At 73.9% G+C, this 25,747-nt stretch carries 26 protein-coding genes and 1 other RNA gene; 12 read left to right on the forward strand and 15 right to left on the reverse strand.

What is annotated here, in order from left to right:
* Positions 1-9: 9 nt before the first annotated feature.
* A complete protein-coding gene (locus tag ACFYXV_RS21910; protein WP_385470791.1) occupies positions 10-951 on the forward strand; it encodes a 3-oxoacyl-ACP reductase in 942 nt (313 codons plus the stop codon).
* Here ACFYXV_RS21910 and ACFYXV_RS21915 read toward each other — a convergent pair.
* Together ACFYXV_RS21915 and ACFYXV_RS21920 are read right to left on the reverse strand one after the other, a co-directional pair.
* Positions 938-1,528: a hypothetical protein gene (locus ACFYXV_RS21915; protein ID WP_389383789.1), complete on the reverse strand. Its 591-nt coding sequence runs from the start codon at positions 1,526-1,528 to the stop codon at positions 938-940. The genes ACFYXV_RS21910 and ACFYXV_RS21915 overlap by 14 nt on opposite strands.
* Positions 1,529-1,533: 5 nt before the next feature.
* The gene (locus tag ACFYXV_RS21920; protein WP_385470787.1) at positions 1,534-1,815 is read right to left on the reverse strand and encodes a hypothetical protein; all 282 of its coding nucleotides are present in this window, start codon (positions 1,813-1,815) and stop codon (positions 1,534-1,536) included.
* Positions 1,816-1,934: 119 nt separating this feature from the next.
* Here ACFYXV_RS21920 and ACFYXV_RS21925 point away from each other — a divergent pair, with 119 nt between their 5' ends.
* Positions 1,935-2,672 (forward strand): VOC family protein, encoded by a 738-nt coding sequence (locus ACFYXV_RS21925; protein ID WP_389383790.1) that lies wholly within the window; start codon positions 1,935-1,937, stop codon positions 2,670-2,672.
* A gap of 60 nt (positions 2,673-2,732) precedes the next feature.
* On the opposite strand, the gene ACFYXV_RS21930 is transcribed toward ACFYXV_RS21925, so the two are convergent.
* Complete coding sequence (locus tag ACFYXV_RS21930; RefSeq protein WP_385470783.1) at positions 2,733-3,824, reverse strand: hypothetical protein; 1,092 nt, start codon at positions 3,822-3,824, stop codon at positions 2,733-2,735.
* A 324-nt stretch (positions 3,825-4,148) separates the two neighbouring features.
* On the opposite strand from ACFYXV_RS21930, the gene ACFYXV_RS21935 reads away from it, so the two are divergent.
* From ACFYXV_RS21935 to ACFYXV_RS21945, 3 genes are read left to right on the forward strand one after another with little or no spacing between them, the layout of a single operon-like run.
* On the forward strand, positions 4,149-5,015 hold the full coding sequence (locus tag ACFYXV_RS21935; RefSeq protein ID WP_389383791.1) for a Nif3-like dinuclear metal center hexameric protein: 867 nt from the start codon (positions 4,149-4,151) through the stop codon (positions 5,013-5,015).
* Positions 5,012-5,755: a zinc ribbon domain-containing protein gene (locus ACFYXV_RS21940; protein ID WP_199813711.1), complete on the forward strand. Its 744-nt coding sequence runs from the start codon at positions 5,012-5,014 to the stop codon at positions 5,753-5,755. Before ACFYXV_RS21935 ends, ACFYXV_RS21940 begins: the two co-directional genes overlap by 4 nt.
* A complete protein-coding gene (locus ACFYXV_RS21945; RefSeq protein ID WP_385470779.1) occupies positions 5,755-7,089 on the forward strand; it encodes a bifunctional RNase H/acid phosphatase in 1,335 nt (444 codons plus the stop codon). Before ACFYXV_RS21940 ends, ACFYXV_RS21945 begins: the two co-directional genes overlap by 1 nt.
* A gap of 173 nt (positions 7,090-7,262) precedes the next feature.
* Here ACFYXV_RS21945 and rnpB read toward each other — a convergent pair.
* Positions 7,263-7,663, reverse strand: an RNA gene (gene rnpB / locus ACFYXV_RS21950) — RNase P RNA component class A.
* Positions 7,664-7,740: 77 nt separating this feature from the next.
* Here rnpB and ACFYXV_RS21955 point away from each other — a divergent pair.
* Positions 7,741-8,478 carry a MerR family transcriptional regulator gene (locus ACFYXV_RS21955; RefSeq protein ID WP_389383792.1) on the forward strand — a complete coding sequence of 246 codons (738 nt, stop codon included), beginning with the start codon at positions 7,741-7,743 and terminating at the stop codon, positions 8,476-8,478.
* Between the two features lie 14 nt (positions 8,479-8,492).
* Positions 8,493-9,131 carry a hypothetical protein gene (locus ACFYXV_RS21960; protein ID WP_389383793.1) on the forward strand — a complete coding sequence of 213 codons (639 nt, stop codon included), beginning with the start codon at positions 8,493-8,495 and terminating at the stop codon, positions 9,129-9,131.
* A gap of 70 nt (positions 9,132-9,201) precedes the next feature.
* Here ACFYXV_RS21960 and ACFYXV_RS21965 read toward each other — a convergent pair whose 3' ends face one another.
* Entirely contained in the window at positions 9,202-10,644 is a 1,443-nt protein-coding gene (locus ACFYXV_RS21965; protein ID WP_389383794.1) for an RNB domain-containing ribonuclease, read from the reverse strand.
* Between the two features lie 102 nt (positions 10,645-10,746).
* On the opposite strand from ACFYXV_RS21965, the gene yaaA reads away from it, so the two are divergent.
* Positions 10,747-11,547, forward strand: a complete 801-nt coding sequence (yaaA, locus tag ACFYXV_RS21970) for a peroxide stress protein YaaA (RefSeq protein WP_389383795.1) — start codon at positions 10,747-10,749, stop codon at positions 11,545-11,547.
* Between the two features lie 60 nt (positions 11,548-11,607).
* On the opposite strand, the gene ACFYXV_RS21975 is transcribed toward yaaA, so the two are convergent.
* Positions 11,608-12,354: a bifunctional DNA primase/polymerase gene (locus tag ACFYXV_RS21975; RefSeq protein ID WP_385470769.1), complete on the reverse strand. Its 747-nt coding sequence runs from the start codon at positions 12,352-12,354 to the stop codon at positions 11,608-11,610.
* A gap of 184 nt (positions 12,355-12,538) precedes the next feature.
* Complete coding sequence (locus ACFYXV_RS21980) at positions 12,539-13,183, reverse strand: TetR/AcrR family transcriptional regulator (protein ID WP_389383796.1); 645 nt, start codon at positions 13,181-13,183, stop codon at positions 12,539-12,541.
* Between the two features lie 111 nt (positions 13,184-13,294).
* Between ACFYXV_RS21980 and ddaH the strand changes: the two genes are divergently transcribed.
* A complete protein-coding gene (ddaH, locus tag ACFYXV_RS21985; protein ID WP_359178859.1) occupies positions 13,295-14,125 on the forward strand; it encodes a dimethylargininase in 831 nt (276 codons plus the stop codon).
* A gap of 14 nt (positions 14,126-14,139) precedes the next feature.
* Here ddaH and ACFYXV_RS21990 read toward each other — a convergent pair whose 3' ends face one another.
* Together ACFYXV_RS21990 and ACFYXV_RS21995 are read right to left on the reverse strand one after the other, a co-directional pair.
* Entirely contained in the window at positions 14,140-15,165 is a 1,026-nt protein-coding gene (locus tag ACFYXV_RS21990) for a small ribosomal subunit Rsm22 family protein (protein ID WP_389383797.1), read from the reverse strand.
* 61 nt (positions 15,166-15,226) lie between these two features.
* A complete protein-coding gene (locus ACFYXV_RS21995) occupies positions 15,227-16,567 on the reverse strand; it encodes a Bcr/CflA family multidrug efflux MFS transporter (RefSeq protein WP_383493488.1) in 1,341 nt (446 codons plus the stop codon).
* A gap of 108 nt (positions 16,568-16,675) precedes the next feature.
* Here ACFYXV_RS21995 and ACFYXV_RS22000 point away from each other — a divergent pair, with 108 nt between their 5' ends.
* From ACFYXV_RS22000 to ACFYXV_RS22010, 3 genes are all read left to right on the forward strand, one after another.
* Positions 16,676-17,437: an SDR family oxidoreductase gene (locus tag ACFYXV_RS22000; RefSeq protein WP_383345518.1), complete on the forward strand. Its 762-nt coding sequence runs from the start codon at positions 16,676-16,678 to the stop codon at positions 17,435-17,437.
* Positions 17,438-17,525: 88 nt separating this feature from the next.
* Positions 17,526-18,383 (forward strand): PhzF family phenazine biosynthesis protein, encoded by an 858-nt coding sequence (locus ACFYXV_RS22005; protein WP_389383798.1) that lies wholly within the window; start codon positions 17,526-17,528, stop codon positions 18,381-18,383.
* Positions 18,380-18,937, forward strand: coding sequence for a GNAT family N-acetyltransferase (locus ACFYXV_RS22010; RefSeq protein WP_389383799.1), 558 nt, complete (start codon positions 18,380-18,382; stop codon positions 18,935-18,937). The genes ACFYXV_RS22005 and ACFYXV_RS22010 overlap by 4 nt, the downstream gene beginning before the upstream one ends.
* 123 nt (positions 18,938-19,060) lie before the next feature.
* On the opposite strand, the gene efeU is transcribed toward ACFYXV_RS22010, so the two are convergent.
* The 6 genes from efeU to ACFYXV_RS22040 form a co-directional block, all read right to left on the reverse strand.
* Positions 19,061-19,909, reverse strand: coding sequence for an iron uptake transporter permease EfeU (efeU, locus tag ACFYXV_RS22015; protein WP_385470757.1), 849 nt, complete (start codon positions 19,907-19,909; stop codon positions 19,061-19,063).
* 25 nt (positions 19,910-19,934) lie between these two features.
* Positions 19,935-21,242: an iron uptake transporter deferrochelatase/peroxidase subunit gene (efeB, locus tag ACFYXV_RS22020; protein WP_389383800.1), complete on the reverse strand. Its 1,308-nt coding sequence runs from the start codon at positions 21,240-21,242 to the stop codon at positions 19,935-19,937.
* A gap of 22 nt (positions 21,243-21,264) precedes the next feature.
* The gene (gene efeO / locus ACFYXV_RS22025; protein WP_385470753.1) at positions 21,265-22,410 is read right to left on the reverse strand and encodes an iron uptake system protein EfeO; all 1,146 of its coding nucleotides are present in this window, start codon (positions 22,408-22,410) and stop codon (positions 21,265-21,267) included.
* A 196-nt stretch (positions 22,411-22,606) separates the two neighbouring features.
* Positions 22,607-23,497, reverse strand: coding sequence for a heme ABC transporter ATP-binding protein (locus ACFYXV_RS22030; protein WP_389383801.1), 891 nt, complete (start codon positions 23,495-23,497; stop codon positions 22,607-22,609).
* Positions 23,494-24,591, reverse strand: coding sequence for a FecCD family ABC transporter permease (locus ACFYXV_RS22035; RefSeq protein WP_389383890.1), 1,098 nt, complete (start codon positions 24,589-24,591; stop codon positions 23,494-23,496). The genes ACFYXV_RS22030 and ACFYXV_RS22035 overlap by 4 nt, the downstream gene beginning before the upstream one ends.
* Before the next feature lie 31 nt (positions 24,592-24,622).
* Complete coding sequence (locus ACFYXV_RS22040; protein WP_389383802.1) at positions 24,623-25,666, reverse strand: hemin ABC transporter substrate-binding protein; 1,044 nt, start codon at positions 25,664-25,666, stop codon at positions 24,623-24,625.
* Positions 25,667-25,747 lie beyond the last annotated feature (81 nt).

The raw sequence follows: 25,747 nt of genomic DNA on the forward strand, positions 1-25,747 counted from the left end.
ATCCGGTAGATGTCACTCCCACTTGAGGGGCTGTCCGCCATCGTCACCGGCGCCGGCCGCGGGCTCGGCCGGGCCGAGGCGGTCGAGCTCGCGCGGCTCGGCGCGAGCGTGGTCGTCAACGACTTCGGGCAGCCGGGCCGGGACGGCTCCGGCGAGGCCTCGGCGGCCCCGGCGGAGGAGGTGGCCGCGGAGATCCGGGCCGCGGGCGGGCAGGCGGTGGCGCACCTCGGCGACGTGGCCGACTTCGGACAGGCGCGCGAGCTGGTCGACCTGGCGGTGTCCAGCTTCGGAAAGCTGGACGTCCTGGTCAACAACGCGGGCATCCTGCGCGACCGGATGGTCTTCTCCATGTCGGAGGAGGAGTGGGACTCGGTGATCCGGGTGCACCTCAAGGGCCACTTCAACACCACCCACTTCGCCTCCGTGCACTGGCGCGAGCGCTCGAAGGCGGCGGGCGGCCCGGTGTACGGCCGGATCGTCAACACCTCGTCCGAGGCCTTCCTCGGCGGCTCGGCCGGCCAGCCCAACTATGCGGCGGCCAAGGGCGGCATCGTGGGCCTGACGACCTCGACCGCCCTGGCGCTGGCCAAGTACGGGGTGACGGCCAACGCCATCTGCCCGCGCGCCCGGACCCGGATGACGGAGGACGTCTTCGCCGGCTTCCAGCTCCCGGAGGACGGCAAGCTGGACCCGCTGGCCCCCGAGCACGTCGCCCCGCTCGTCGGCTACCTGGCCTCACCGGCCTCGGCGAAGGCCAACGGACAGCTGTTCGTCGTGCACGGCGGGATCGTGGTCGTGATGGAACGGCCCAAGGTGGCCGCGAAGTTCGACACCTCCAAGGAAGCCTTCTCCTTCGAGGAGCTCGACGAGCTGCTCACCCCGCACTACGACTCCCGCCCGGCGGGGGAGACGTTCGCCGCGGCGGAGGTCCTGGGCCTCAAGCACGGCTAGGGGGAAGGGGCCGCTTGTAGTAGCGCCACGGGAACCAGCCGGCGCCGACCGGGATCCAGCCTTCCGATTCCATGCGCCGGTGCCGCGCGATGGAGGGCAGGGTCACCCGGCAGTGCTCCCAGGGGTGGCCGGACGCCTCCACCTCGTGGAAGAAGGGGCCGTAGCCGACCATGTGCCAGCCGTCGCGGCCGGCCTCGTCCAGGGCGGCCATCTCGTTGAACGCGGTCAGTCCGCCGAGGGTGCGGCGCTTCGGAGCGTCCGGTCCCTCGGCGGCCCGCGGCGCCGGGCCCGCGCCCTTGCTCGCGAAGCGCTGCTGCGCGGCCTGGCGGCTCACCCCCAGGACGCGCCCCACCGTGTCCCAGCTGTGGCCGGCGGCCCGGGCGCCCTGGACGGCCTCGCGCAGCAGCCGGCTCGCCTCCTCGGCTCCGACGCGCGAGGCGCCCACCAGGCGCAGGTATCCGTGGGGGTCGTGCTCGAGCGAGTCGGCCAGCCCTTCGGGGGCGCCGAGGACGGCTGCGGCGATCCCTTCCCGGATCCGGTCCATCTCCGCGGGGTGGAGCAGGGGTCCGTCGTTCACGTCGTTCACCGGCGCAGTCCCGCCAGCGGTTCGAGGGCGTCGAGGACTTCCTCGTCACGGCGGGTCCGCTCGGCTTCGAGGGCCGCCGTCCGGGCGGCCAGGCCTGCCGTGCAGGCGATGAGCACGAGGCTCACGACGATCAGGGCGACGGTGGCGAAGGTGCCGAGCCGGTCGCCGAACACCACCGTCATGGCGGGCAGGCTGATGGCGAGCGGCAGTGCGGCGGCCATGGACGGGGCGGCGGGAAAGGCCACCCGGTGCCGGGACTTCGTGTGCAAGATCGACATGCGTCAAGAAAACATTGACGCGGCCGAGTTGTCAAGAATTCATTGACGCCCTCGCCGGTGCCCGTCCGCCCCCTTCGAAGATCGAAAACGCCTGGCGGGCACCGCTTAGGATCTGCCGCATGGCAACAAGACTCGTGCAGGTCAACATGAAGGCCCAAGACGACTCCGTGCTCGGCCGGTTCTGGGCGGAGGCGCTCGGCTGGGGCGTCGACAGCGAGGGGCCCGGCGTGACGAACCTCGAACCCGTCGGCTTCGCCTACCCCGACCCCGCGGCCGTCTGCATCGACATCATCGCCCGCCCGGAACCCAAAACGGTGAAGAACCGGGTGCACCTCGATCTGGCCACCACCTCGACCGCCCATCAGGCGGAGTTGGTCGCACGCCTGAAGGATCTCGGCGCGACGCTCGCAGACGTCGGCCAGGGCGACGTCCCCTGGACGGTCATGGCCGACCCGGAGGGCAACGAGTTCTGCGTGCTGGAGCCGCGCCCGGTCTACCGGGACACCGGGCCGATCGCCGCGGTGGTGGTCGACTGCGCCGACCCCCGGGCGATGGCCCGGTTCTGGGACGGGGCGATGGACTGGACGCTGCACGAGGCCGCCGACGACCACGCGACCATGCGCTCCGCCCGGGGTGTCGGCCCCTATCTGGAGTTCGTCCGCACGAACGACGGCAAGAGCGTGTGGAACCGCGTCCACCTCGACGTCGCCCCCTACCGCGGTGACGACCTGGCGGCGGAGGGGGCCCGACTGCGCGCCCTGGGTGCCACCGACCCCGGTATCGACCAGTCCGCGATCTCCTGGACGGTTCTGGCCGACCCGGAGGGCAACGAGTTCTGCCTCCTCAGCCCTCGCTGACCTCGCGGCGGATCCCGCCGCCCCCGGGCTCCCGCTACGGCGGGCGCCCCCGGGCTCCCGCTACAGCGGAGCCTGTTGCAGGGGTACGGGCCGGGGCGCGGCCGCCGCCGGCGGGTCCAGCCGGACCGGGGGCGGCGGGGCCACCGGCAGGGTCAACCCCGCGAGCCCGCACGGGGTTTCGGGGGTGGCGTACGGGAGGTGCAGGCGGCCCTGCGGGCTCCACAGCCCGGTACCGAGCCAGCCGTCGGGCGCCGCGAGCCGGAACACGTGCCGGTCGGCGGGACGCCACAGCCCGATCATCCCCCCGCCACCGCCGGGGGTGCCCCCGCCCTCCTCCAGCCGGAGCGCGACCCCGCAGGTCTCCGGCATCAGGGCCTGGCCCGGCTGCACCGCGAACGGGGTACCCGCCTCCCCGCGCAGACACTCCGGGAAGCGCACCGGCAGCGAACTGCCCAGCACCCCCCAGCCCAGGCGCGGTTCGCCCGGGGCGTCCGAGCGGATCAGCAGCAGCCCGCTGTCGGGGTCGGCCAGCAGCAGCCGGTCGTCACTGCCCTCCGCGATCTGGAGCAGCGGGGAGACCTCGCCACCGCGGGCCAGGTCCACCGCGACGGCCTTGGTGGTGCCGTCCAGCTCGCGGTCCAGGGCCAGCAGCCGGCCGGCCCGGTCCAGCCAGACGCCGCCGGAGCACCGCCCCGGGATCCGGGCGACGGGCCCGAAGGGGCCCCCGGCCACCCGCCAGACCGTGGTCCCGGTGGCCGAGGCGGCCAGGGCGAAGGCCCCGTATCCGTCCGGGGACGGGGGCAGCAGGCAGATCCGCATCCCCTCGTCCCCCGGCTCCACCGAGCCCAGCGGGAGCTCCCCGGTCCGCGGCCCGTCCGCGGCCCCGCCCGTCGGGTACAGCAGCGCGAAGGCGTGCCGCCGCTCGACCCGGCGGTGGATCAGCACCCGCCCGTCGGCCAGCGCCAGCACCTCGCTGTCGGCCTCCTCGGGCTGCGCCAGCGGCAGCGGAACCGCGTACGGCTCGGGCCCGGCCAGCGTCCAGCGCTCGGGGTACCGGGCCTCCCCGTCCCCGGCCAGCCGGGCCGCGTACGACCCGTCCGCGGCGATGGTGAACGGGGCCGTCGTCGTGATCTCGATGGCACAGACAGTCATCCGTGCGTCACCTCCGGGGAGGAAGCTAGTTTTCGCTGTTCGGCCCGAACAACACGACCTACCCCGCTTCACACATACGGGTGGCCGCCCGGCGGTTCGCGCCTGTCGGCAGAAGCGATTGTGCTGTGCGATGGCGGGGCGTTCAGGGTGAGCCGGGTCGGTCGGGTTCACCTGACGTGCCCGTGCCCCCGCCCCGGGGGATCCGGCACGCCCCTCCGAGGCCGTCCGCAAGACCGCCGCCTTCGGGGCCTGGCACCCGGGACCTCGTGCGACCGCCACCCCGCGGGGACGGACCCGCTCCCGTACGGACGGTAGCCTTGGCCTGTGCCCCGTCTCTCCGAAGTCATCGCCGCGCTGGACGCCCTCTGGCCCCCCTCGCAGGCCGAGCAGTGGGACGCCGTCGGAACCGTCTGCGGCGATCCCGACGCCGAGGTCTCCCGCGTCCTGTTCGCCGTGGATCCCGTGCAGGACATCGTCGACGAGGCCGTGAAGCTGGGAGCCGACCTCGTCGTCGCCCACCACCCCCTCTACCTGCGCGGCACCACCACCGTCGAGGCGGGCACCTTCAAGGGCCGCGTCGTGCACACGCTGATCAAGAACGACATCGCGCTGCACGTCGCCCACACCAACGCCGACACCGCCGACCCCGGCGTCTCCGACGCCCTCGCCGGCGCCCTCGACCTGCGCATCACCGGCCCGCTGGTCCCCGACCCCACCGACCCCGAGGGCCGGCGGGGCCTCGGCCGGATCTGCGAGCTGGACCGTCCCGAGACCCTGCGGGAGTTCGCCGCGCGCGCCGCCGCCCGGCTGCCGCGGACCGCCCAGGGCATCCGGGCAGCCGGCGACCCGGAAGCGCTCGTGCGCACCGTCGCCGTCAGCGGCGGCTCCGGTGACAGCCTCTTCGACCAGGTCCGGGCCGCCGGCGTGGACGTGTTCCTCACCGCCGACCTGCGCCACCACCCCGTGTCCGAGGCCCGCGAGCGCGGCCCGCTCGCCCTCGTCGACGCCGCGCACTGGGCCACCGAGTGGCCCTGGTGCGAGCAGGCGGCCGCGCAGCTCGACGCGATCTCCGAGCGCCACGGCTGGGGTCTGCGCACCCACGTCTCGCGCACGGTCACCGACCCCTGGACGGTGCACGCGCCGTCCGATCTTCCTTCATCTCCCTCTTCTATCTCAGGAGCCCCCAACTGAACGCCGAGCCCGCCGACCAGATCCGACTCCTCGACGTCCAGGCCCTGGACGTCCGGCTGTCTCAGCTCGCCCACAAGCGCAAGTCGCTGCCGGAGCACACCGAGGTCGAGTCCCTGACCAAGGACCTGACCCAGCAGCGCGACCTGCTCGTGGCGGCCCAGACGCAGGCGAGCGACGCCGCCCGCGAGCAGACCAAGGCGGAGCAGGACGTCGACCAGGTGCGCCAGCGCGCGGCCCGCGACCAGCAGCGGCTCGACTCCGGCGCGGGCATCTCCGCCCGCGACCTGGCGAACCTGCAGAGCGAGGTCGTCTCCCTCGCCAAGCGCCAGGCCGACCTGGAGGACGTGGTCCTGGAGGTCATGGAGCGCCTGGAGGGCGCCCAGGAGCGGGTCACCGAGCTCACCGAGCGGGTCGCTGCCCTCGAAGCCAAGCTGACGGACGCCACCGCCCGCCGTGACGCGGCCACCGGCGAACTCGACGCCGAGGCCGCGAAGGTCACCAAGGACCGCGAGGTCATCGTCGCGTCGATGCCGGCCGACCTCATGGCCCTGTACGAGAAGATCCGCGTCAAGCAGGGCGGCGTCGGCGCCGCCCGCCTGTACCAGCGCCGCTGCGAGGGCTGCCGCCTGGAGCTCGACATGGCCGAGGTCAACGAGATCAAGGCCGCGGCCCGCGACCAGGTCGTGCGCCACGAGAACTGCGGCCGCATCCTGGTCCGTACGGCCGACTCGGGCATCTGATGCAGGGGCCTGTCCGGTTCGTCGTGGAGGCGGACGGCGGTTCCCGGGGCAATCCGGGGCCCGCCGGCTACGGCGCGGTCGTCCTCGACCCGGCGACGGGCGAGACGCTGGCCGAGCGCGCCGAGTACATCGGCGTCGCGACGAACAACGTGGCCGAGTACAAGGGCCTGATCGCCGGGCTCAAGGCGGCCCGCGAGCTGTCCCCGGACGCCGCGGTGCAGGTCCGCATGGACTCCAAGCTGGTCGTCGAGCAGATGTCGGGCCGCTGGAAGATCAAGCACCCGGACATGAAGCCGCTCGCGGCGGAGGCGGCGAAGATCCTGCCGCGCGCGCAGGTCACGTACGAGTGGATCCCGCGCGAGCGCAACAAGCACGCGGACCGGCTCGCCAACGAGGCGATGGACGCGGGCAAGCGCGGCAGGCAGTGGGAGCCGTCGGCCTCTTCGGCGGCCCTGGACGCCTCGGCGGCGCGCGCCCTGGCGACCCCGCCCGAGCCGGGCCCTCCCGGTGACGCCGCGAAGGGCGCCGCGGCCGTACGGGCGGCCCTCGCCACCGCCTCCGGTACGCCGGCCACCGCGCCGGCACGCGAGGAGGCAGGGGCCGACACCCTGTTCGCGGAGCACGACGCCACCACACCGGGACGCATCCCCGCCCCGGCACCGGGCCCGGCCCAGGCCCCGTCCGCCACGCCGGGCTGGGGCCCCGACATGGGGACCCCGGCGACCTTCGTGCTGCTGCGCCACGGGGAGACGGCCCTCACCCCGCAGAAGCGTTTCTCCGGCAGTGGCGGCACCGACCCGGAACTGTCCGAGGCCGGCCGCCGCCAGGCTTCGGCGGTGGCCGAGGCCCTGGCCGCGCGCGGCACCGTCCAGACGATCGTCAGCTCCCCGCTGCGCCGCTGCCGGGAGACCGCGCAGGCCGTGGCGGACCGCCTCGGCCTCACGGTCACCGTCGAGGAGGGGCTGCGCGAGGTGGACTTCGGGGCCTGGGAGGGCCTGACGTTCGGCGAGGTGCGCGAGCGCTTCCCGGAGGACCTCCAGGCCTGGCTGGACTCCCCGAGGGCGGCCCCGACGGGCGGCGGCGAGAGCTTCACGGCCGCCACCCGCCGGATCTCGGCGACCCGGGACCGGCTGCTGGCCGCGCACGCGGGCCGCACGGTGCTGCTGGTCACGCACGTGACCCCGGTCAAGATCCTGGTCCGGCTCGCGCTGGGCGCCCCGCCGGAGGCGCTGTTCAAGATGGAGCTCTCCGCGGCCTCCCTCTCGGCGGTGGCCTACTACGCCGACGGCAACGCCTCGGTCCGCCTCCTGAACGACACCTCGCACCTGCGCTAGGCGACGGCGGGCCGGGTCGAGGACGTACGGCGAAGGCGCCGAGACGTACGGCGGAGACGGCGAGACGTACGGCGGAGACGGCGAGACGTACGGCGGAGGCGCCGAGACGCACGGCGGAGACGCCGAAGGGCCCGCCCCCTGACGGGGACGGGCCCTTCGGCTTCGTCGAGTGCAGAACAACCGGAGCTGTACGCCGGGTTCTGTCGCCCGGTGACCTCGCGGTCGCCGGGGAGACGGCCATCCATCTAGGGCCGGCGTTGCCGCCGGCCTCGTGCGGTCTACCCGCGAACTCGGGCGGGCAGCCCTCGAACGTTCGCGCAGAGCCGTCCGAAAACGACTCCTCTTGACCTTGCTCCGGGTGGGGTTTACCTAGCCGCCTGGGTCACCCCAGGCGCTGGTGGTCTCTTACACCACCGTTTCACCCTTACCGAGGGCCGAAGCCCCGGCGGTCTGTTTTCTGTGGCACTGTCCCGCGGGTCACCCCGGGTGGCCGTTAGCCACCACCCTGCCCTGTGGAGCCCGGACGTTCCTCGGCGGGATCCGGGGATCCCGACGCGGCCGCCCGCTCCGGTTGTTCTGCGAGGGACCATGCTACCCGCGCCCGGCGCCGCGCTTGACCTTGACGCAGCGGCAGGGTTTCTACTGGAGGGCATGCGGATCGGAGAGATCGCCGCGCTGGTCGGGGTCACCACCCGGGCCATCCGGCACTACCACCACGTCGGGCTGCTCCCGGAGCCGCAGCGGCGCCCCAACGGATACCGCGCGTACAGCGTGCGCGACGCCGTCCTGCTGGCGCGGGTGCGCCGGCTCACCGAGCTCGGGCTGGGCCTCGACGAGGTCCGGGACGTCCTCGCGGACGACGAGGGGCGCGAGCTGGCCGACGTACTCGAAGAGCTCGACGCCGACCTGGCCCGGCAGGAGGCCGCGATCGGGGAGCGCCGCCGACGGCTCGCAGCGCTGCGCGCCGCGCCGCCCGGGGAGGACGGGCCGCTCTCGCCCGCCCTCGCCGCACTGCTCGCCAAGGCCCCGGAGACGGACTCGCCGACCGCCGCGCTGGACCGCGAGCACCTGACGCTGCTGGACTCGGCGGGCGTCGGCGGCCCCGAGCTGTACGCGGCGCTCGGCCGGGTGGCCGCCGATCCGGCGGTCCTCGCCCTGTACGAGCGGCTCGACGAACTCGCCGGCGCCGCCGTCGACGACCCGCGCATCGCGCCGCTCGCCGCCGCGATGGTGGCGGCCGTGCCCGACGGGATCTTCGACGCGATCCCGGCCCACGGCCGGGTGGCCGGGGAGGGGTTCAAGGAGGCGCTGCTCGCGGAGTTCACCCCGGCGCAGGCGGAGGTCGTCCGCCGGGTCATGGAGGCCTTCACGGAGAGGGGCGGGGAATGAGGGGAACGAGGGGAATGACGGGAATGACGGGAATCCACAGGGCGTGGGGCCGAGCACCCCTGCCCGTGCGCAGGCTGCTGGCGCACGAGCTGCGCTCGGTCGCCTCGCTGGGGAGGTGGGTGCTGCGCCGGCCACCGCACGGGGTGGCCGGGGGCGAGCTCGCCGCCGCGTACACCGGACCGCAGACGGCCATGATGTACGGGCTCCTGTTCGTGTCGCTGATCGAGACCGTCGCGCTGTCCGTCCTGATCCCCTGGCCGTCCGTGCACCGGGTGGTGCTCGTCCTCGACGTGTACGGGGTGCTGATGGTGCTCGCGATGCACGCCGCCTGCGTGACCCGGCCGCACGTGGTCCGCCGGGACGGCTCCCTGCGGATCCGGTACGGGGCCCTGTTCGACCTCGTCGTCCCGGCGGAGGCGGTGGCTTCGGCCCGGGTGGACCGGCGCTATCCGCAGGGGCGGCTCGTCGCGCTCTCCGACGACGGGGTGCTCGACCTGATCGTGGGCAGCCAGACCACGGTGACCCTGGAGCTGAACCGGCCGCTCCCCTTCACCCGGCCCCTCGGCTCCCGGGCGCAGGCCCGCACCATCCGCTTCCACGCCGACGACCCGCGCGCCCTGGTGGCCGCGCTGAGGCAACCCGCACCCTCGTGACGGGCCGGGGCACGGCCCGCCGGCCGCGGCCGGCGGGGCGGGCGGGCCGGGGCCGGCGTGGGCCGTGGCTTCACGCGGGGGCGAACAGCACCTTCGCCCGGCCCGGGTCGGCCTGGGTCAGCCGGACCCTGATGCGTTCGCCCAGCGGCAGCCGCCCGGACGGGGACTCGACCCGGCCGACCACCGCCGGCTCCTCCAGGTGGACGGTTCCCACCTGCGGTTCGTGCTCCTTGACGTCGATCACGGTCGCCTCGAAGCTCTCCCCGACGTGGTCCTTCAGCAGGGCCGCCTCGACGAGGTCCACGCACTCCCGCTCGGCCGTGTTGGCCAGCCTGCTGCCCTCCGCCATCCGCTGCGGCAGGGCGTCGAGGGCGGCCGTGGCCCACTGCGGGGGCGCGGCCCCCGCCACCGCCGCCACGCACAGTTCGCCCGCGTACCGGTCGACGAGGCGGCGCAGCGGGGCCGTGCAGTGCGCGTACGGGGCCGCCACCGCGGCGTGCAGGAGGGGGTCCGGGGTCCTGCCGCCGGTGAACACCGTGTAGCCCGCGCCGCGCAGCAGGGCCGTGCACTCCTGGAGGAAGGCGGCGTGGGCGGGGAGGTGCGGGTCGAGGGTGCGGACGAGTTCGGCGTACGGCACGTGGTGCGGCCAGTCGATCCGCAGGGCGGCGGCGGTGAGCCGGAGCCGCCCCACCGCGCCGTCGGGGGCGCTGGGGAGGGTGCGCAGGATGCCGGTGCCCGCGGAGAGCATCAGATCGGCGGCGGCCATGCCGGCCATGAGGGAGATCTGGGCGTTCCAGCCGTTGGCGGGGAGCGGGGCCCGGTAGGCGAGGGTGTACGAGCCGTCCCGGGCGACGATCTCCTGCTCGGGCACGTTCAGCGAGACCCCGCCCCGCTCCTGCTCCAGGGTCTCGCGGAGCCGGCCGATCTCCCGCAGGAGGGCGAGGGGCTCCTCGGCGGTGCCGGAGTCGACGGCCCGCTGGACTCCGTCGTAGTCCAGCCTGGCCCGGCTGCGAACCAGGGCGCGGCGGACGTCCGTGGTCTCGACGCGGCCGCCGGAGTCCAGGTCGAAGCGCCACAGCAGTGCCGGGCAGGTCTGGCCGGGCAGCAGGCTGGCCGCGCCCTCGGAGAGGACGGGGGGATGGAGGGGGACCTTGCCGTCGGGGAAGTACAGGGTGGTGACGCGGCGGCCGGCCTCGGCGTCGAGGGCCCCGCCCGGGGTGACGAAGGCGGCGACGTCGGCGATGGCGTAGTGCACGCGGTAGCCGCCGTTCGCCCGCCGGGCCAGGTGCATGGCCTGGTCCAGGTCGCGGGAGGCGGGCGGGTCGATGGTGAACAGGGCGAGGTCGGTGGCGTCGAGGTCCGGGAGGCGCGGGGCGCCGGCCGCCCGCTCGGCCTCGGCCAGCACCGGGGCCGGGAACTCCCCGGGCACGCCCAGCTCCGTCCTCAGGTCACGCAGCGCGGCCCGCAGGGCAGCCCCGTCTGCGCCGGTCATGTGCATATGACGGCGTGGCATGGGTCGAGCGTATGGCGGGTGGCGGCCCGGGGCGCGGCGAGAGCCTTACCCTGGCTCGGGGGCCGCACCCCCTGCGCCGTGTCGTACTGAAGGAGAACCACCGTGCTCGTGCTGCTGCCGCCGTCCGAGGGAAAGGCCGCCGGCGGTTCCGGCGCGCCCCTGGAGCCGGAGACGCTGTCACTGCCGGGACTGGCCGGGGCGCGGGCGGCCGTGCTGGAGGAACTGGTCGAGCTGTGCGCGGGTGACGAGCTGAAGGCCCGCGAGGTGCTCGGCCTGAGCGAGGGGCTGCGCGGCGAGGTGGCGAAGAACGCCGGGCTGCTCTCCGCGGCGGCCCGGCCCGCGGGGGAGGTCTACACCGGAGTCCTGTACGACGCGCTGGGCCTGGCCGGCCTGCCGGCGGCGGCCCGGACGGCGGCGGAGCGGTCGCTGATGGTGTTCTCGGGCCTGTGGGGCGCGGTCCGGGTGACGGACCGGATCCCCTCGTACCGCTGCTCGATGGGCGTGAAGCTGCCGGGGCTGGGCGCGCTGGGGGCGTACTGGCGGGAGCCGATGGCGGCCGTGATGCCGGAGGCGGCGGGGGACGGACTGGTGCTCGACCTGCGGTCCTCGGCCTACGCCTCGGCGTGGAAGCCGAAGGGCGAGGTGGCGGGGCGCACGGCCACGGTGCGGGTGCTGCACTCGCAGATCGTGGACGGGGTGGAGAAGCGGTCGGTGGTGAGCCACTTCAACAAGGCGACGAAGGGGCGGCTGGTGCGGGACCTGCTCGTCGCCGGGGCGGTCCCCGAGTCCCCGGCCGAGCTGGTCGCGGCGCTGCGCGACCTCGGTTACGCCGTCGAGGCCGATGCCCCCGCCAAGCCGGCCAGGGCCTGGTCCCTCGACGTGGTCGTCACCCAGATCCACTGACCGGCGGCGGGACCGGCGGCGGGGCCGGCATCAGCCCCGCCGCGAGCCGGGGGACACGTCCTACCGGCTCAGGGGCCAGGCCGCCGAGGGGGACTGCTCGGCCGCGACCGCGTACGCGGCGCAGGCGTCCGTCAGGGTTTCCAGGAGGGTCAGGGGGTCCGGGAGGGGGTGCTCCGGGCCGCGGATCCAGGTCACCGCGAGGTCACCGGGAAGGGCGGCCGGGGGGACCAGGACGTAGCTGCCGCGGCAGTGCCACCGCAGGCCCGGGTGCTCGTCCATCGTCTCGGGGTGGCAGTCCAGCTCGCACGGCCACCACTCGTCCTCGTCCTCGGGGGTGCCGCGCGTGGCCGTGAAGAAGAGCATCCGGGCCTGGTCGCCCGTACCGCCCGATTCCGCGACCGGGCCGACCTCCACGCCCGCCGCCAGCAGGCGGCTCAGCGCGCTCGCCCCGGCTTCGAGGGGGACGTCCAGCACGTCGTGGACCATGCCGGTCGCGGTGATGAAGTTCGCCTGCGGCTGGTTGAGTGCCCAGCGTTCGACCTGCGCGGGGTCGGTCGTCGACTGCGTCTGCCAGGCGAAGGAGAGGGGGTGCCGTGCGGGGGTGGGACAGCCGATCCGGTCGCACGAACACCGGTAGCCGGCGGGATGGGCGGCGGGGGCGAGCGGCAGGCCCGCGGCGGCCGCCGACAGCAGAAGGGCCTCGCGTGCGCGCTCGGGATCTTCGGGGGAGGGTTTGGGCCGCCGGCGCAGCCACTGGGAAATCCTGCTCTGCTCGCCGCGTTTGACGCGGCCGGACTCAGACCCCATCTATCCCCTCACCTCACCGTTTCCCCGGCAGACCCTCACATGGTCCCACCATCCTGCGGTCCGGGTGACCGCACTCCCCCACCGGGGGGTGGGGGACAGGTGCACGGGGAGCGCACACCAGCAGGCTGAATACCGTCACATACCGGTGAAATTCGGCCAATTGTTCCGGCCGGCGGCCGGCCCTTCAGCCCTCGGTGACCTTCGACACCCCGGCGACCCCGCCCAGCACCCGGTCCACGAGCTCGTCCGCGAACGCGTGCGTCAGCGGCGCCGTCCCCATCAGCCAGCGGTACGTCAGCGGCCCCACCAGCATCTCCACCGTCAGGGGCAGGTCCACGTCCGGTGCGAGACCCCCGGTTTCCCGGGCCGCCCGCAACCGCTCCTCGTACAGGGCCAGCTGCGGCTTCAGCAGCTGCTCGGTGAAGCGGGCGCTCAGATCGGGATCGGTCGCCCCGGCGGCGGTCAGGGCGCGCATGGGCGCCTCGTACCTCCCGTCGTTGAACTGGTCCACCGTCGCCCGCAGCACCAGCTTGAGGTCCGCCGCGAGGTCCCCGGTGTCCGGGAAGCCGGTCCAGCCGCCCTCGACCTCCGCCTTCGCGTCGTCGGCGAGCGCGAGCGAGGCGTCCAGCAGCACCGCCGCCTTCGACGGCCACCAGCGGTAGATGGTCTGCTTGCCGACGCCCGCGCGGGCGGCGATGGCCTCGATCGTCAGCTTGTTGTAGCCGACCTCGCAGACCAGTGCGAGCGCCGCGTCGAGGATGGCCCGCCGCGAGCGGTCGCTGCGGCGGGCGGGGTCGGGGGCCTTCGCGTCAGGCGATCTGCTGCTCATTCGGACAAATTATCAACGTGAGACGTCTCGTCTTTGTGTCATTCCGTAAACCACCCAATCAGTTCACTGCGCGGTTTCCGTTGAGGAGAGACGATTCTCTCGACATCTCTCGTGAGCCGTGAGGAGCCTTCTTTGCGCAGAGTCGCCACACCCCGGCGCTACTTGATGTGCCCACCCGCACACTTCAAGGTCACGTACTCCATCAATCCGTGGATGGACCCCACGAAACCGGTGGACCTGCCCCTCGCACAGGCCCAGTGGGAGGACCTCCGGGACCGCTACCGCTCGCTCGGCCACACCGTCGAGACGCTCGTACCGGACCCCGAGCTCCCCGACATGGTCTTCGCCGCGAACGGCGCCCTCGTCGTCGACGGCCGGGTGCTCGGCGCCCGGTTCGCCTACCCCGAGCGCGCCGCCGAGGCGGAGATCCACCTCGACTGGTTCCGGTCCCACGGCTTCGAGCACGTCCACGAGCCGTCCCACGTCAACGAGGGCGAGGGCGATTTCGCCGTCACCGCCACCTACATCCTGGCCGGCCGGGGCTTCCGCTCCAGCCCGCTCTCGCACGACGAGGCCCAGGAGTTCTTCGGCCGCCCGGTCATCGGCCTCGACCTGGTGGACCCGCGCTACTACCACCTGGACACGGCGCTGTGCGTGCTCGACGGCGACGAGGTCATGTACTACCCGCCCGCCTTCTCGCCCGGCAGCCGCGCCGTGCTGGAGCGGCTCTTCCCGGACGCGCTGATCGCCGGCGACGAGGACGCGGCGGCCCTCGGCCTGAACGCGGTCTCGGACGGCCTGAACGTGCTGCTCCCGCAGGCGGCGACCGGTCTGTTCGACCCCCTGCGCGAGCGGGGCTTCGAGCCGGTGCCGATGGACCTGGGCGAGCTGCTCAAGGGCGGCGGCAGCGTGAAGTGCTGCACCCAGGAGCTGCGGATGTAGCGCCGCGGGTCGGGTTACGAGGTGGCCGCCGGCGGCCACTCCTGGCCCCAGTCGGCGTCCCGCGCCGCCTTGTAGAGGTCACCGTGGCGCTTGGTCACGTTGACCCGGGTCAGTCCCGATGAGTCACCGTCCTGCGGACCGCACAGTTCCAGCAGGACGAGCCCCTTCCGGATCTGCGGCCTCCGCGTGATCCGGGAGGGGGCCGGCTCCACCGGGAAGCGGGTCGCGGCCACGTAGCTGAACTTCTCGTCCTCGTACGGGAGGGACCCGCCCTTGACCTGCCGGTGCAGGGAGGAGCGGCTGACCCGCGCCGAGAAGTGGCACCAGTCCTGGCCGACCTCGATCGGGCAGGTGCCGTCGTGCGGGCACGGGGCGGCGACCTTCAGCCCCGCCTCGATCAGCTGGTCGCGGGCCTCGCGGACGCGCAGGTACCCCTCGGGCGTGCCCGGCTCGATCAGCACCACGGCCTGCCCGGCGCGGGCCGCCTCGGCGACGACGGCCCGGCGGGCCTCCGGCGTCAGCTCGCCGAGTACGTACGAGACCGTCACGAGATCCGCCTCCGGCAGGACGAGCCCCGCCCCGATGACGGCCCGGCGCCACTCGGCCGCGCGCAGCACCGGCGAGCCGGAGGAGGCCGCGAGCTCCTTGCCGAGGGCCAGAGCCGGCTCCGCCCAGTCCAGGACCGCGGTGTCGCGCGGCCCGTCCCAGATGGCGTCGACGGCCCAGGTCGCCGCGCCCGTACCGCCGCCCACGTCCACGTGGGAGCCCGGGGACCACCCCGGGGCGGCCTCGGCGAGGGCGTCCAGGGCGGACCGTACGGCCTCGAAGGTGGCCGGCATCCGGTACGCCGCGTACGCCGCCACGTCGGAGCGGTCGCGCAGGACGGGCGCGTCGGTCGGGGTCCGGCCGCGGTAGTTGGCGATCAGCCGGTCGACGGCGGCCGTGGCCTGCTTCGGCGGGAGCCCGCCGAGCAGCCCGCCCAGCGCGGTGCGCAGGGTTTCGGCGGTGGTGGGCACGGGGGCGGAAGCGGAGGCGTTCACCAGCGAAGTTTACGGCGCCCGCGGGGTCCGGGACGCCGCGCGGGCGCCCCGGAAGCCCGGCTCAGACGGCGGCGTCCCGGTTCTGCCAGGGCCGGCACATGGCGGCGAAGCAGGCCACCGCCAGCAGCGAGCACACCAGCTGGACCAGTGCCATCGGCACCGCCGTGTCCTCGCCCGCGATCCCGACCAGCGGCGAGGCGATCGCCCCGACCAGGAAGGAGGAGGTGCCCAGCAGGGCCGAGGCCGAGCCGGCCGCGTGCGGGGTGCGCATCAGGGCCAGCGCGTTGGTGTTCGGCAGGACCAGGCCCATCGCGGACATCAGCACGAACAGCGCCGACGCGATCGGGACCAGCCCGACCTCCCCGAAGACCCCGGTGGACATCAGGAGCAGCGAGACGGAAGCCGCCGTGATGACGGCGAGCCCGAAGCCCAGCACCTTGTCCAGCCGGACCCGGCCGACCAGCAGCTTGCCGTTGATCTGGCCGGCGGCGATCAGGCCGACGGAGTTGAGGCCGAACAGCAGGCTGAAGGCCTGCGGCGAGGCCCCGTAGATCTCCTGGACCACGAACGGCGAGGCCGAGATGTACGAGAACAGCGTGGCGAAGGCGAAGCCGCCGGCCAGTGTGTACCCGGCGAACACGCGGTCGCCGAGCAGCCCGCGCATGGTCCGCAGCGCGGAGCCCACGCCGCCGGTCTGCCGCTGCTCGGGCGGCAGGGTCTCGCCGAGGCTGCGCCACACGACGAGGGTGAGCACGGCACCGACCCCGGTGAGGACGACGAACACCCCGCGCCAGTCCGCGAAGCGCAGGATCTGGCCGCCGATGAGCGGGGCGATGATCGGGGCGACGCCCGAGATGAGCATCAGCGTGGAGAAGAACCGGGCCATCTCGACCCCGTCGTACAGGTCGCGCACGACGGCACGCGCGATGACGATCGCGGCCGATCCGGCCAGGCCCTGGAGCAGCCGGAAGCCGATCAGCAGCTCGGCGCTCGGAGCGAGGGCGCAGATCGCGGTGGCGAGGACGTAGACGACCATGCCGATCAGCAGGGGCTTGCGGCGGCCCCACTTGTCGCTCATCGGGCCGATGACGAGCTGGCCCAGCGCCATGCCGGCGAGGCAGGCGGTGAGGGTGAGCTGGATCGTGGCGGCCGGGCTGTGCAGGGCGCCGGTGACCTGCGGCAGGGCCGGCAGGTACATGTCCATGGACAGCGGCGGGAGAGCACTGAGCCCCCCGAGTATGAAGGTGACGAGCAGTCCGGTACGGCGGGCGGCCGTGAGCGGTGCGGAAGGGGCCCCCGGCGGTACGGCGACGGTCTTCGGCGTGGCAGCGGTCTGCGGTGCGGAGGGCTCTTCGTGCGGCGGCTCGTGCGAGGGGGCCGTCGCGGGGCCTCTCTCCGACATGCGGAACTCCAGTCTTTTCGTCGTCTTTTCACACCCCCGACCGCCCCATGCTCTCAGCTATCGGAACGTCCGTGGACCGACGCGACATGTGACGTACCCTGCGGCCCCATGAGCGCAAGTGGGAAGAAGATCGCCGTCGTGACCGGCGCGGGCTCGGGCATCGGCCGTTCCGTGGCCCTCACCCTGGCCGCCGCCGGCTGGTCCGTGGCCGTCGCCGGCCGCCGGACCGAACCGCTGGAGGAGACGGCGAAGGCGGCCGGAGCCGGGGCGGACGTGCTGTGCGCACGGGCGGACGTGAGCGATCCGGACGACGTGGCCGCGCTGTTCGCGGCGGTACGGGAGCGGTACGGGCGCCTCGACCTCCTCTTCAACAACGCCGGGACCTTCGGCCCGGGCGGCGTCCCGCTGGAGGACATCACGTACGAGGCGTGGCGCCAGGTGGTGGACGTCAACCTCACCGGGGCCTTCCTGTGCGCGCAGGCCGCCTTCCGCCAGATGAAGGCGCAGGACCCGAAGGGCGGCCGGATCATCAACAACGGCTCGATCTCCGCGCACGTGCCCCGCCCGAACTCGATCGCCTACACCGCGACCAAGCACGCGATGACGGGCCTGACGAAGTCCCTCTCGCTGGACGGGCGGCCGCACCGGATCGCCTGCGGGCAGATCGACATCGGCAACGCGGCCACCGAGATGACCGAGCGGATGCAGACCGGGATCCTCCAGGCGAACGGGCAGCTGGCCGTGGAGCCGGTGATGGACGCGGCGGACGTGGCGCGCACCGTGCTGCACATGGCGGAGCTGCCGCTGGAGGCGAACGTGCAGTTCGCGACGGTGATGGCGACGGCGATGCCGTACATCGGGCGCGGCTGATCCCCCTGGGCGGGCCCGGCCGGGCCGCTCCGGGTGCCGGCCGGTCCCGGCCGGGAATGCGGGCGCCGGGCCGGGAGTTGGGGCGATCATGACTGAGGTACTGCGTTACACCGCCTTCTCCGCCGACCCGGCCGGGGGCAACCCCGCCGGGGTCGTGCTCGACGCGACCGGGCTGGACGAGGCCGGCATGCTCCGGATCGCCGCCGGTCTGGGCTACAGCGAGACGGCCTTCCTGACCGCGCCGCCCGAGGGCCACGGCGGTGCGGAGGGCAGGTCCTTCACCGTGCGGTACTTCAGCCCGAAGGCGGAGGTCCCGTTCTGCGGGCACGCCACCGTGGCCACCGCCGTGGCGCTGGCGGAGCGGATCGGGCCCGGCGAGCTGGTGTTCGCGACCCCGGCCGGTACGGTGCCCGTCTCGGTCACCTCGTCCGAGGAGGGCCTGCGGGCCGTCCTGACCAGCGTCGAGCCGTACGTCGAGGACGTCGCCCCGGCCGACCTCGCCGAGGCGCTGGCCGCGCTGGACTGGCCGGAGGCCGATCTGGACCCGGGCGTCCCGCCGCGGATCGCCTACGCCGGAGCCCGCCACCTGGTGCTCGGCGCGGCCACCCGGGCCCGCCTCGCGGACCTCGCGTACGACTTCCCCCGGCTGGAGGCGCTGATGCGGCGCCTGGACCTCACCACGGTCCAGCTGGTGCACCGCGCGGGCCCGGCCGAGTTCGACGTACGGGACCCCTTCCCGGTCGGCGGCGTCGTCGAGGACCCCGCGACCGGAGCCGCCGCGGCCGCCTTCGGCGCGTACGCGCGCGAGCTCGGCCTGATCCCGGCGGCCGCCGTCCTCACCCTCCGCCAGGGCGAGGACATGGGCCGCCCGGGGGTGCTGACCGTGGAACTGCGCGCGGGGGAGCCCCGGGTGCGGGTGGGCGGCAGCGCGGTCCGCATCGGATGAGGGTGCTGACGTACGCGGAAGCCGAGCTGCCGCCGCATCTCGCGGCGCAGGTCGCGAGCCTGGAGGCACAGGCCTGGCCCGGCGCCGCGTTCGGGCACGACCCGGCGCTGGCCCCGCGGGCGATGGTGCTCGTCGACGAGGAGGGCACGGTGGCCGCCTCCCTCGCGCTGCTGTTCAAGCCGGTCCGGCACGGCGGGCGGACGTACCGGGCCGCCGGGCTCAGCGCCGTGGTGACCCGGGACACCGCGCGGGGCCGCGGGTACGGCGGGCACCTCGTGGCGGCGGCCCGGGCGGCGCTGGCCGCCGATCCGGCCGTGGACCTCGTCCTGTTCAGCTGCGACCGGCCGCTCGTCCCCTTCTACGAGGCGGCCGGTTTCACCCGGCTGCCCGGGACCGTGCTGGTCGGCGGGACGCCGGGGCAGCCGCTGGCCACGGACGCGCCCGGGTTCGCCAAGGAGGTCCTGGCCGACTTCCCCGGAGCGGACACCGGGGCCGCCGCCTTCGAGGGTGCGCGGATCGCCCTGTACCCGGGGCTCGTCGACCGGCTGTGGTGACCGGGTCGGGGCCGTGCCCCGGACCCGGACGTGCGGAAGGGGCCCGGATCGAGATGATCCGGGCCCCTTCCGCATGCCGTGCCGGCCGCACGCCGTCCAGCCGCAGTCCTGCGAGCCGCAGTCCTACGAGCCGCTCCCGGTCCGCGCGGGCGAGGCCGGCGCCGGCGCCTTCGTACGGGCGAAGACCCCGAAGAACAGCAGCAGTGTCGGGACCAGGTAGGCCAGCCACACGCCCGTCTGGAGCCAGGTCGGGTCCGGCTGGAAGTTGAACGTGCCCTTCAGCAGGGTCCCGTACCAGCTGTCCGGCGGGACGGCCGTGGTGACGTCGAAGGCCTTGTTCGTCAGGCCCGGCAGGAACTCGGCCTCCTGGAGGTCGTGCACCCCGTACGCGAGCACGCCCGCCGCGACCACGACCAGCATCCCGCCGGTCCACGTGAAGAACTTGGACAGGTTGATCTTCAGCGCGCCCCGGTAGAACAGCCAGCCCAGCAGGATCGACGAGCCGATGCCGAGCAGCACGCCCACCAGCGGACCCGCGCCGTCGCCGGCCGCGTGCACCGAGCGCCACACGAACAGCGAGGTCTCCAGGCCCTCCCGGCCGACGGCCAGGAACGCCGTCGTCACCAGGGCGCCCGTGCCCATCGCGAGGGCCGCGTCGAGCTTGTCCTGGAGCTCGGACTTCATGTGCCGCGCGGTGCGCTTCATCCAGAAGACCATCCACGTCACCAGGGCCACCGAGACGATCGACAGGCTGCCGCCGATCGCCTCCTGGGCCTGGAACGTCAGCTCCGAGGTGCCGAATTCGAGCCCCGCGCCGAAGGCCAGGCTGAGCGCGGCCGCGAGGCCGACGCCGAGCCACAGCGGACCCAGCTTGTCCTTGTTCCCGGTCTTCACCAGGTACGCGATGAGGATGCAGACGACCAGGCTGGCCTCCAGCCCCTCGCGCAGGCCGATCAGATAGTTGCTGAACACGTCGGTTCCTTTCGAGTCCGCGGAACTACGCGAACAGCGCCCGGCCCCACCAGTCGTCCTTGTCGCGGACGCCCGGCGGGATGGCGAAGAGGGCCGAGCTCACGTGCTGGATGTACTCGTTGAGCCCGTCGTTCTTGGAGAGGTTGCGCTGGATCGGGATGAAGCCCTTGCGGACGTCGCGCTGGTAGGCGAGGAAGAACAGGCCCGCGTCGAGGCGGCCCAGCCCGTCCGATCCGTCGGTGAAGGAGTAGCCGCGGCGCAGGATCGTGGCACCGCTGTTGGTGTCCGGGTGCGCGAGGCGCACGTGCGCCTGCGGCTTCATCGCCTTCAGGAACGGCTCGTCGCGCTCCTTCGACTTGCCGACCGGGGCGCCCTCGCCCTTGTCCCGGCCGAAGATGTCCTCCTGCTCCTGGAGCGGAGTGCGGTCCCAGGTCTCGATGTGCATCCGGATCCGGCGGGCGACCAGGTAGGAGCCGCCGGCCATCCACGCCGAGCCGTCCTTGGCCTCGTCCCCGACCCAGACGAACTCGGCGAGGGCGGTCTGGTCGGTGCCCGAGACGTTCCGGGTGCCGTCCTTGAAGCCCATCATGTTGCGCGGGGTCTGCTCGTCCGGGGTGGTGGAGGAGGTCTTGCCGAAGCCGAGCTGCGACCAGCGCACCGCGACCTTGCCGAACCCGATGCGGGCGAGCTGGCGGATGGCGTGCACCGCGACCTGCGGGTCGTCCGCGCAGGCCTGCACGCACAGGTCGCCGCCGCTCTTGGCGGGGTCGAGGTTGTCGCCGGGGAACTGCTCCAGGTCGACCAGGGCCTCGGGGCGCCTGCCCTCCAGGCCGAAGCGGTCCTTGGCGAAGAGCGAGGCGCCGAAGCCGACGGTCAGCGTCAGCCGGGACGGCTTGAGGCCGAGGGCCTCGCCCGTGTCGTCCGGCGGGGCCTCGGGGAGGCCGCCGACGGCGCCCTCGCCGACGGGCAGCCCGGCGGTCATCCGCTCGGCCGCCCGCGTCCAGTCCTTCAGGAGCCGGACGAGCTCGGCGCGGTCCTTGGTCTTCACGTCGAACGCGGCGAAGTGCAGCCGGTCCTGGACGGCGGAGGCGATGCCGGCCTGGTGCTCTCCGTGGAAGGGCACCGCGGAGCCGCTGAGCGCGGCCGGTACGGGGTCGCCGCCGCCGGTCAGTACGGCGGCGGTACCGCCCGCCGCGGCGGCACCGAGCGCAAGCCCGGCACCGCCCCAGCCGAGTACGGACCGGCGCGACGGCCCGCCGGCGGCGGGGGCCGCCGAGTCGGCCGGTTCGGCGGCCCCTGCGTCCGAGCCGGTGGTGCTGGTGTCGTCAGACATGGTCCCTACCCTTGATCGCGCGCTACTTGGCGACGGCCGCGGCGAGCTTGGACAGCGGCTCACCGAGGGCGCTGACGGCGTCCGAGAGCTCCTTCTGCTGGTCCTTGCCGACCGTGTCGTAGGCCACGAAGTCGTAGCCGTTCTTGTCGGCGCGGTACTTGTCGAGCAGCGTGTTCATCGCGGCGAACTGCTTGTCCAGCTCGGCGGAGAGGGCCGGGTCGTTCTTCGCGGCGATCGGCTTCAGCAGCTCGTACGCCTTCTCGGCGCCCTCGACGTTGGCCTTGAAGTCGACCAGGTCGGTGTGGCTGTAGCGCTCTTCCTCACCGGTGACCTTGCCGCTGGCGACCTCGTCCAGCAGCTCCTTGGCACCGTTGGCCATCGAGGTGGGGGTGATCTCCGCCTGGCCGACCTTCTTCTGCCATTCGGTGAGGTCGGTCATCAGCTGGTCGGCGAGCTTCTTCTCGTCGTCGCCGATCTTCTTGTCGGCGAACAGGGCCTTCTCCAGGCGGTGCCAGCCGGTCCAGTCCTTCGCCGGGTCCTGACCGGCCTCCAGACCGTCCTCGCGGACGTCGACCTTCGGGTCGATGTCGCCGAAGGACTCGGCGACCGGCTCGGTGCGCTCCCAGCCGATGCGGGACGCGGCGTACGCCTTCTTGGCGGCCTCCAGGTCACCGGCCTTGACCGCGTCCGCGAAGGCCTGCGCCTTGGGGAGCGTCTCGTCGGCCTGTGCCTGCACGTACTTGCGGTACTCGGCGACCGCGGCGTCCAGCTCCGGGCTGCGCTTCTCGGCGGCGCCGCCGGTGGCCTTGACCTTCTGGCGGATGCCGTCGCCCTTCATGCCGGGCTTGCAGGCGAACTCGTACTCGCCGGCCTTGATCTCGGCGGTGATGGTCGCCTTGGTGCCGGGGCCGATGTTCTCGCGCTCGGCGACGATGCGGTCGTCCGGGAAGAGGACGTACAGCTCGGTGACCTTGGAGCCCTTGTTCTCGACCTCGATGGAGACCTTGCCGGCCGGGAACTCGGTCTTGGAGAGCTCGCAGGCGGTGTCGGAGGCCGCCACCTTGATCGTGCCGTCGCCGCCGGTGCTCTTCTCGGCGCAGCCGGTGACGGCGGTGAGCGCGGCCACGGCGGCGACCGCGGTGAGGACGGTGAGGCGGGCGGGACGCATGCGGGCTCCTGGCTGTCTGGCGTTCGGCAGACGGCCGCCCCGATCGGGAGGGGCGGCCGGTGAGGCGGACCTAACTTAACCGAGGCTTACCTGACTCATACCCGCACGTCCAGTGATTCAGCGCACACGCCGGGCCGCCGGACACGGGGCCGTCACGGGGCCTTCAGGGCCAACCCATGGGAGGGTCAAGCGGAGGTCAAGCGGGGTGGCCGTGCCGTACGGCGGGACGGTCGTCATCCGGGATCGGAACCCGCTCCCCGTTGCGTACGGGGACCACGAGCGGAACCCCGGTCCGCGGATGGGGCAGCACTTCCACGGGCTGCCGGTAGACCCGGCTCAGCAGTCCGCCCTCGAACACCTCGGCCGGCGGCCCGTCCACCGCAATCCGGCCGTCGTGCAGAACGGCGGCCCGGTCGGCGTACGCGGCGGCCAGGCCCAGATCGTGCAGGACGACGACCACCGCGTCCCCGGCCGCGGCCCGCTCACGGCAGATCCGCAGCACCAGCTCCTGGTGGCGCAGGTCCAGGGCCGCGGTGGGCTCGTCGAGCAGCAGCAGCGGGGCCCGCTGGGCCAGTACGCGGGCCAGCGCGACGCGGGCCCGTTCGCCGCCGGAGAGCGCCGAGAAGGGGCGGGCGGCGAAGCCGGCCACCTCCGTGGCGGCCATGGCGGCGGCCACCGCCTCCCCGTCGGCGTCGGCGCGCTCGGTGCCGGCCCAGGGGGCGCGGCCCATCCGTACGACGTCCCCGACCGGGAACGGGAAGGACATCTCGGCCGACTGGGGGAGCACGGAGCGGCGCAGGGCCAGATCGGGGGCCGCCCAGTCGCCCACCGGGCGCCCGTCGATCCGTACGAGCCCCCCGGCGGCGGGCAGGTCCCCGGAGAGGGCGGCCAGCAGCGTGGACTTGCCGGCGCCGTTCGGGCCGACCAGCGCCAGCACCTCGCCGGCCCGGACGGTCAGGCCGATCCCGGCCAGCACCTCGCGCTCGCCGAGCCGGACCCGGAGGCCGGCGGCTTCGGCGAAGGCCGTGCCGGGGGCCGGGCGGGTGGGGAGGGTGCGCCTGCCCCGGCGCGGGAACGGGATGTTCATGCCCAGCCCCCCTGCTTGCGGCGGGTGCGGCGCAGCAGCCAGAAGAAGAAGGGGCTGCCGATCAGCGCGGTCAGCACCCCGAGCGGCAGTTCGGCGGGCCGGGCGACGGTCCGGGCGGCCAGATCGCCCGCGAGCAGGACCACGGCTCCGGCCAGCGCGCTGCCCGGGACCAGGAAGCGGTGGCCGGGTCCGTTTGCCATGCGCAGCAGGTGCGGGACGAGCAGCCCGACGAAGGTGATGATGCCGGCCACGGCGACGGCGGCCGCGGTGAGCAGCGCCACGACGAGGATCAGTGCGAGGCGCAGCCGCTCCACGTCCACGCCGAGGTGGCGGGCGGGGCGTTCGCCGAGGGAGAGCAGGTCCAGCTTGCGGGCGTGGAAGGGGGCGACCAGCAGGCCGGCGAGCGCGCAGGGCAGGACGGCGAGCACCTTGGGCCAGGTGGCCTGGGCGAGGGAGCCGAGCTGCCAGAAGGTGATCTGGTTGACCTGGCCGCTGTCCGCGAAGAAGACGAACAGGCCGATCAGGGCGCCGGCGAAGGCGTTGACGGCGATGCCGGTGAGGATGAGGGTGACCACCTCGGTCTTCCCGCCGTTGCGGGAGAGGAGGTAGACGGAGGCGACGGTGACGAGCCCGGCGACGAACGCGCAGGCGGTGATCGTCCAGTTGCCGAAGAAGCTGAGCCCGAGCCCGATGGAGGCCACCGCGCCGACGGCGGCGCCCGCGGAGATCCCGATGACCCCGGGTTCGGCGAGCGGGTTGCCGAACACACCCTGCATCAGGGCCCCCGCGCAGCCCAGGCTGGCGCCGACGAGCAGGGCCAGCACGACCCGGGGGAGCCGTACGTTCCACAGCACGCTCTCGCCGACCCGGTCGAGCGCGGCCCCGCCGAGCCCGAGGCGGTGCTGAACCGAGCCGAGCACGTCCCCGACGGGAATCCCGTAGGCCCCGACCCCGGCGGACACCAGGGCGAGCCCCGCGAGCGCGAGGACGAGCGCCACGATCAGCACGGCGCCGGTCCGGGCCCCGGGCGCCCTGGCGGCCCGCGGCCGTGCCGGAGTTCCGGGCGCGGGTGTTCGGGGGCCGGGCGCGGGCAGTGTGGCCGCCCCCGTGTTCTGTTCCGTCACGTCACGCGGTCTTTCCGTACAGCTGGGAGATCAGCGAGCTGAGCACCTGGTCGGTGCGCGGGCCGTAGTTCAACAGGACCCCGTCGTCCACGGTGACGACCCTGCGGTCCATTCCCGCCGGGGTCTGGGCGACGCCCGGGATCTTCACCAGGCCGTCCGTACCGCCCACCGACTCCAGCCCTTTGGACATGACGAGGATGGCGTCGGGCGCGGCGGCCGCCAGCGCTTCGCTCGTGATCGGGGTGAAGTCCTTGCCGAGCCCCGACTCCTTGCCCGTGTCCACCGCGCCGGCCGCTTCGAGAAGCGAGGCCGCTCCCGAGTCGGAGCCGCCCAGCAGGTAGACGGAGGCGGTGCCGCGCAGGTAGAGGAAGGCCACCCGGGGCTTCTTCCCGGAGGCCGCGGAGGCGGGGATCCCCTTGCGGGCGGCCGCGATCCGCTCGGTGGTGCGCTCGTTGAGCCGGACCCCGGCGTCCTTGACGCCCAGCGCGGCGGCGACGGTCTCGATCCGCTTGGGCACGTCCTCCAGCGATTTGGCCGGGGCCACCACGAGCAGCGGGATGCCCGCGTCGCGGATCTGCCGGATCGCCTCGGCCGGGCCGGAGGTGGTCTCGGCCAGCACCAGCGTGGGGCGCAGCGACAGGACGCTCTCCGCCGAGACGTCATGGCCCCGGGTCACCACCGGCAGCTGCGCGGCCTGTTCGAAGGTGGCCGTGATGTCGCGGGCGACGACCTGCGGGCCGAGGCCCAGGGTCTGGACGATCTCGTTCAGGCTGCCGGTCAGCGGAACGATCCGGTCCGCGGCCGTCACCGTCACCTGGCGGCCGTCCGCCGAGGGCACGGTGACGGGCAGTACGGGCAGCGGGGCCGGGGTGAGCGGCTCCACCCGGTCGGGCGCGGAGGCCGGGCGGGCGGCGGCCGCCGCACCGGGTCCGGTGGCGGACGTGCCTCCGCAGCCCGTCAGGGTGGCCAGTGCCAGCGCGGAGAAGGTGACCGCGAGGGCAAGGGCGCGGCGGGGGAAGCGGGTTGACGCGGCGGGCGTAGGCACGAAGGCACCGTCCTGATCGTCCGGCTGGGCTGTGGGGTTCCAGGCTCTGAGGTTCCGGGGAAGCGGGGGTTCCCCTCTGAC

It is taken from the genome of Streptomyces sp. NPDC002181 (genome assembly GCF_042890485.1).
GTDB lineage: Bacteria > Actinomycetota > Actinomycetes > Streptomycetales > Streptomycetaceae > Streptomyces.

Coding starts and splice junctions, on each gene's coding strand:
- ACFYXV_RS21945 (WP_385470779.1), top strand. CDS start 5,755: ATGCAGGGGCCTGTCCGGTTCGTCGTGGAGGCGGACGGCGGTTCCCGG.
- ACFYXV_RS21925 (WP_389383790.1), top strand. CDS start 1,935: ATGGCAACAAGACTCGTGCAGGTCAACATGAAGGCCCAAGACGACTCC.
- ACFYXV_RS22005 (WP_389383798.1), top strand. CDS start 17,526: ATGACTGAGGTACTGCGTTACACCGCCTTCTCCGCCGACCCGGCCGGG.
- efeO (WP_385470753.1), bottom strand. CDS start 22,410: ATGCGTCCCGCCCGCCTCACCGTCCTCACCGCGGTCGCCGCCGTGGCC.
- ACFYXV_RS21965 (WP_389383794.1), bottom strand. CDS start 10,644: ATGCCACGCCGTCATATGCACATGACCGGCGCAGACGGGGCTGCCCTG.
- ACFYXV_RS21920 (WP_385470787.1), bottom strand. CDS start 1,815: ATGTCGATCTTGCACACGAAGTCCCGGCACCGGGTGGCCTTTCCCGCC.
- ACFYXV_RS21955 (WP_389383792.1), top strand. CDS start 7,741: ATGCGGATCGGAGAGATCGCCGCGCTGGTCGGGGTCACCACCCGGGCC.
- ACFYXV_RS21960 (WP_389383793.1), top strand. CDS start 8,493: ATGACGGGAATGACGGGAATCCACAGGGCGTGGGGCCGAGCACCCCTG.
- ACFYXV_RS21910 (WP_385470791.1), top strand. CDS start 10: ATGTCACTCCCACTTGAGGGGCTGTCCGCCATCGTCACCGGCGCCGGC.
- ACFYXV_RS21930 (WP_385470783.1), bottom strand. CDS start 3,824: ATGACTGTCTGTGCCATCGAGATCACGACGACGGCCCCGTTCACCATC.
- ACFYXV_RS22000 (WP_383345518.1), top strand. CDS start 16,676: ATGAGCGCAAGTGGGAAGAAGATCGCCGTCGTGACCGGCGCGGGCTCG.
- ACFYXV_RS21975 (WP_385470769.1), bottom strand. CDS start 12,354: ATGGGGTCTGAGTCCGGCCGCGTCAAACGCGGCGAGCAGAGCAGGATT.
- ACFYXV_RS22010 (WP_389383799.1), top strand. CDS start 18,380: ATGAGGGTGCTGACGTACGCGGAAGCCGAGCTGCCGCCGCATCTCGCG.
- ACFYXV_RS21995 (WP_383493488.1), bottom strand. CDS start 16,567: ATGTCGGAGAGAGGCCCCGCGACGGCCCCCTCGCACGAGCCGCCGCAC.
- ACFYXV_RS22030 (WP_389383801.1), bottom strand. CDS start 23,497: ATGAACATCCCGTTCCCGCGCCGGGGCAGGCGCACCCTCCCCACCCGC.
- ACFYXV_RS21980 (WP_389383796.1), bottom strand. CDS start 13,183: ATGAGCAGCAGATCGCCTGACGCGAAGGCCCCCGACCCCGCCCGCCGC.
- efeB (WP_389383800.1), bottom strand. CDS start 21,242: ATGTCTGACGACACCAGCACCACCGGCTCGGACGCAGGGGCCGCCGAA.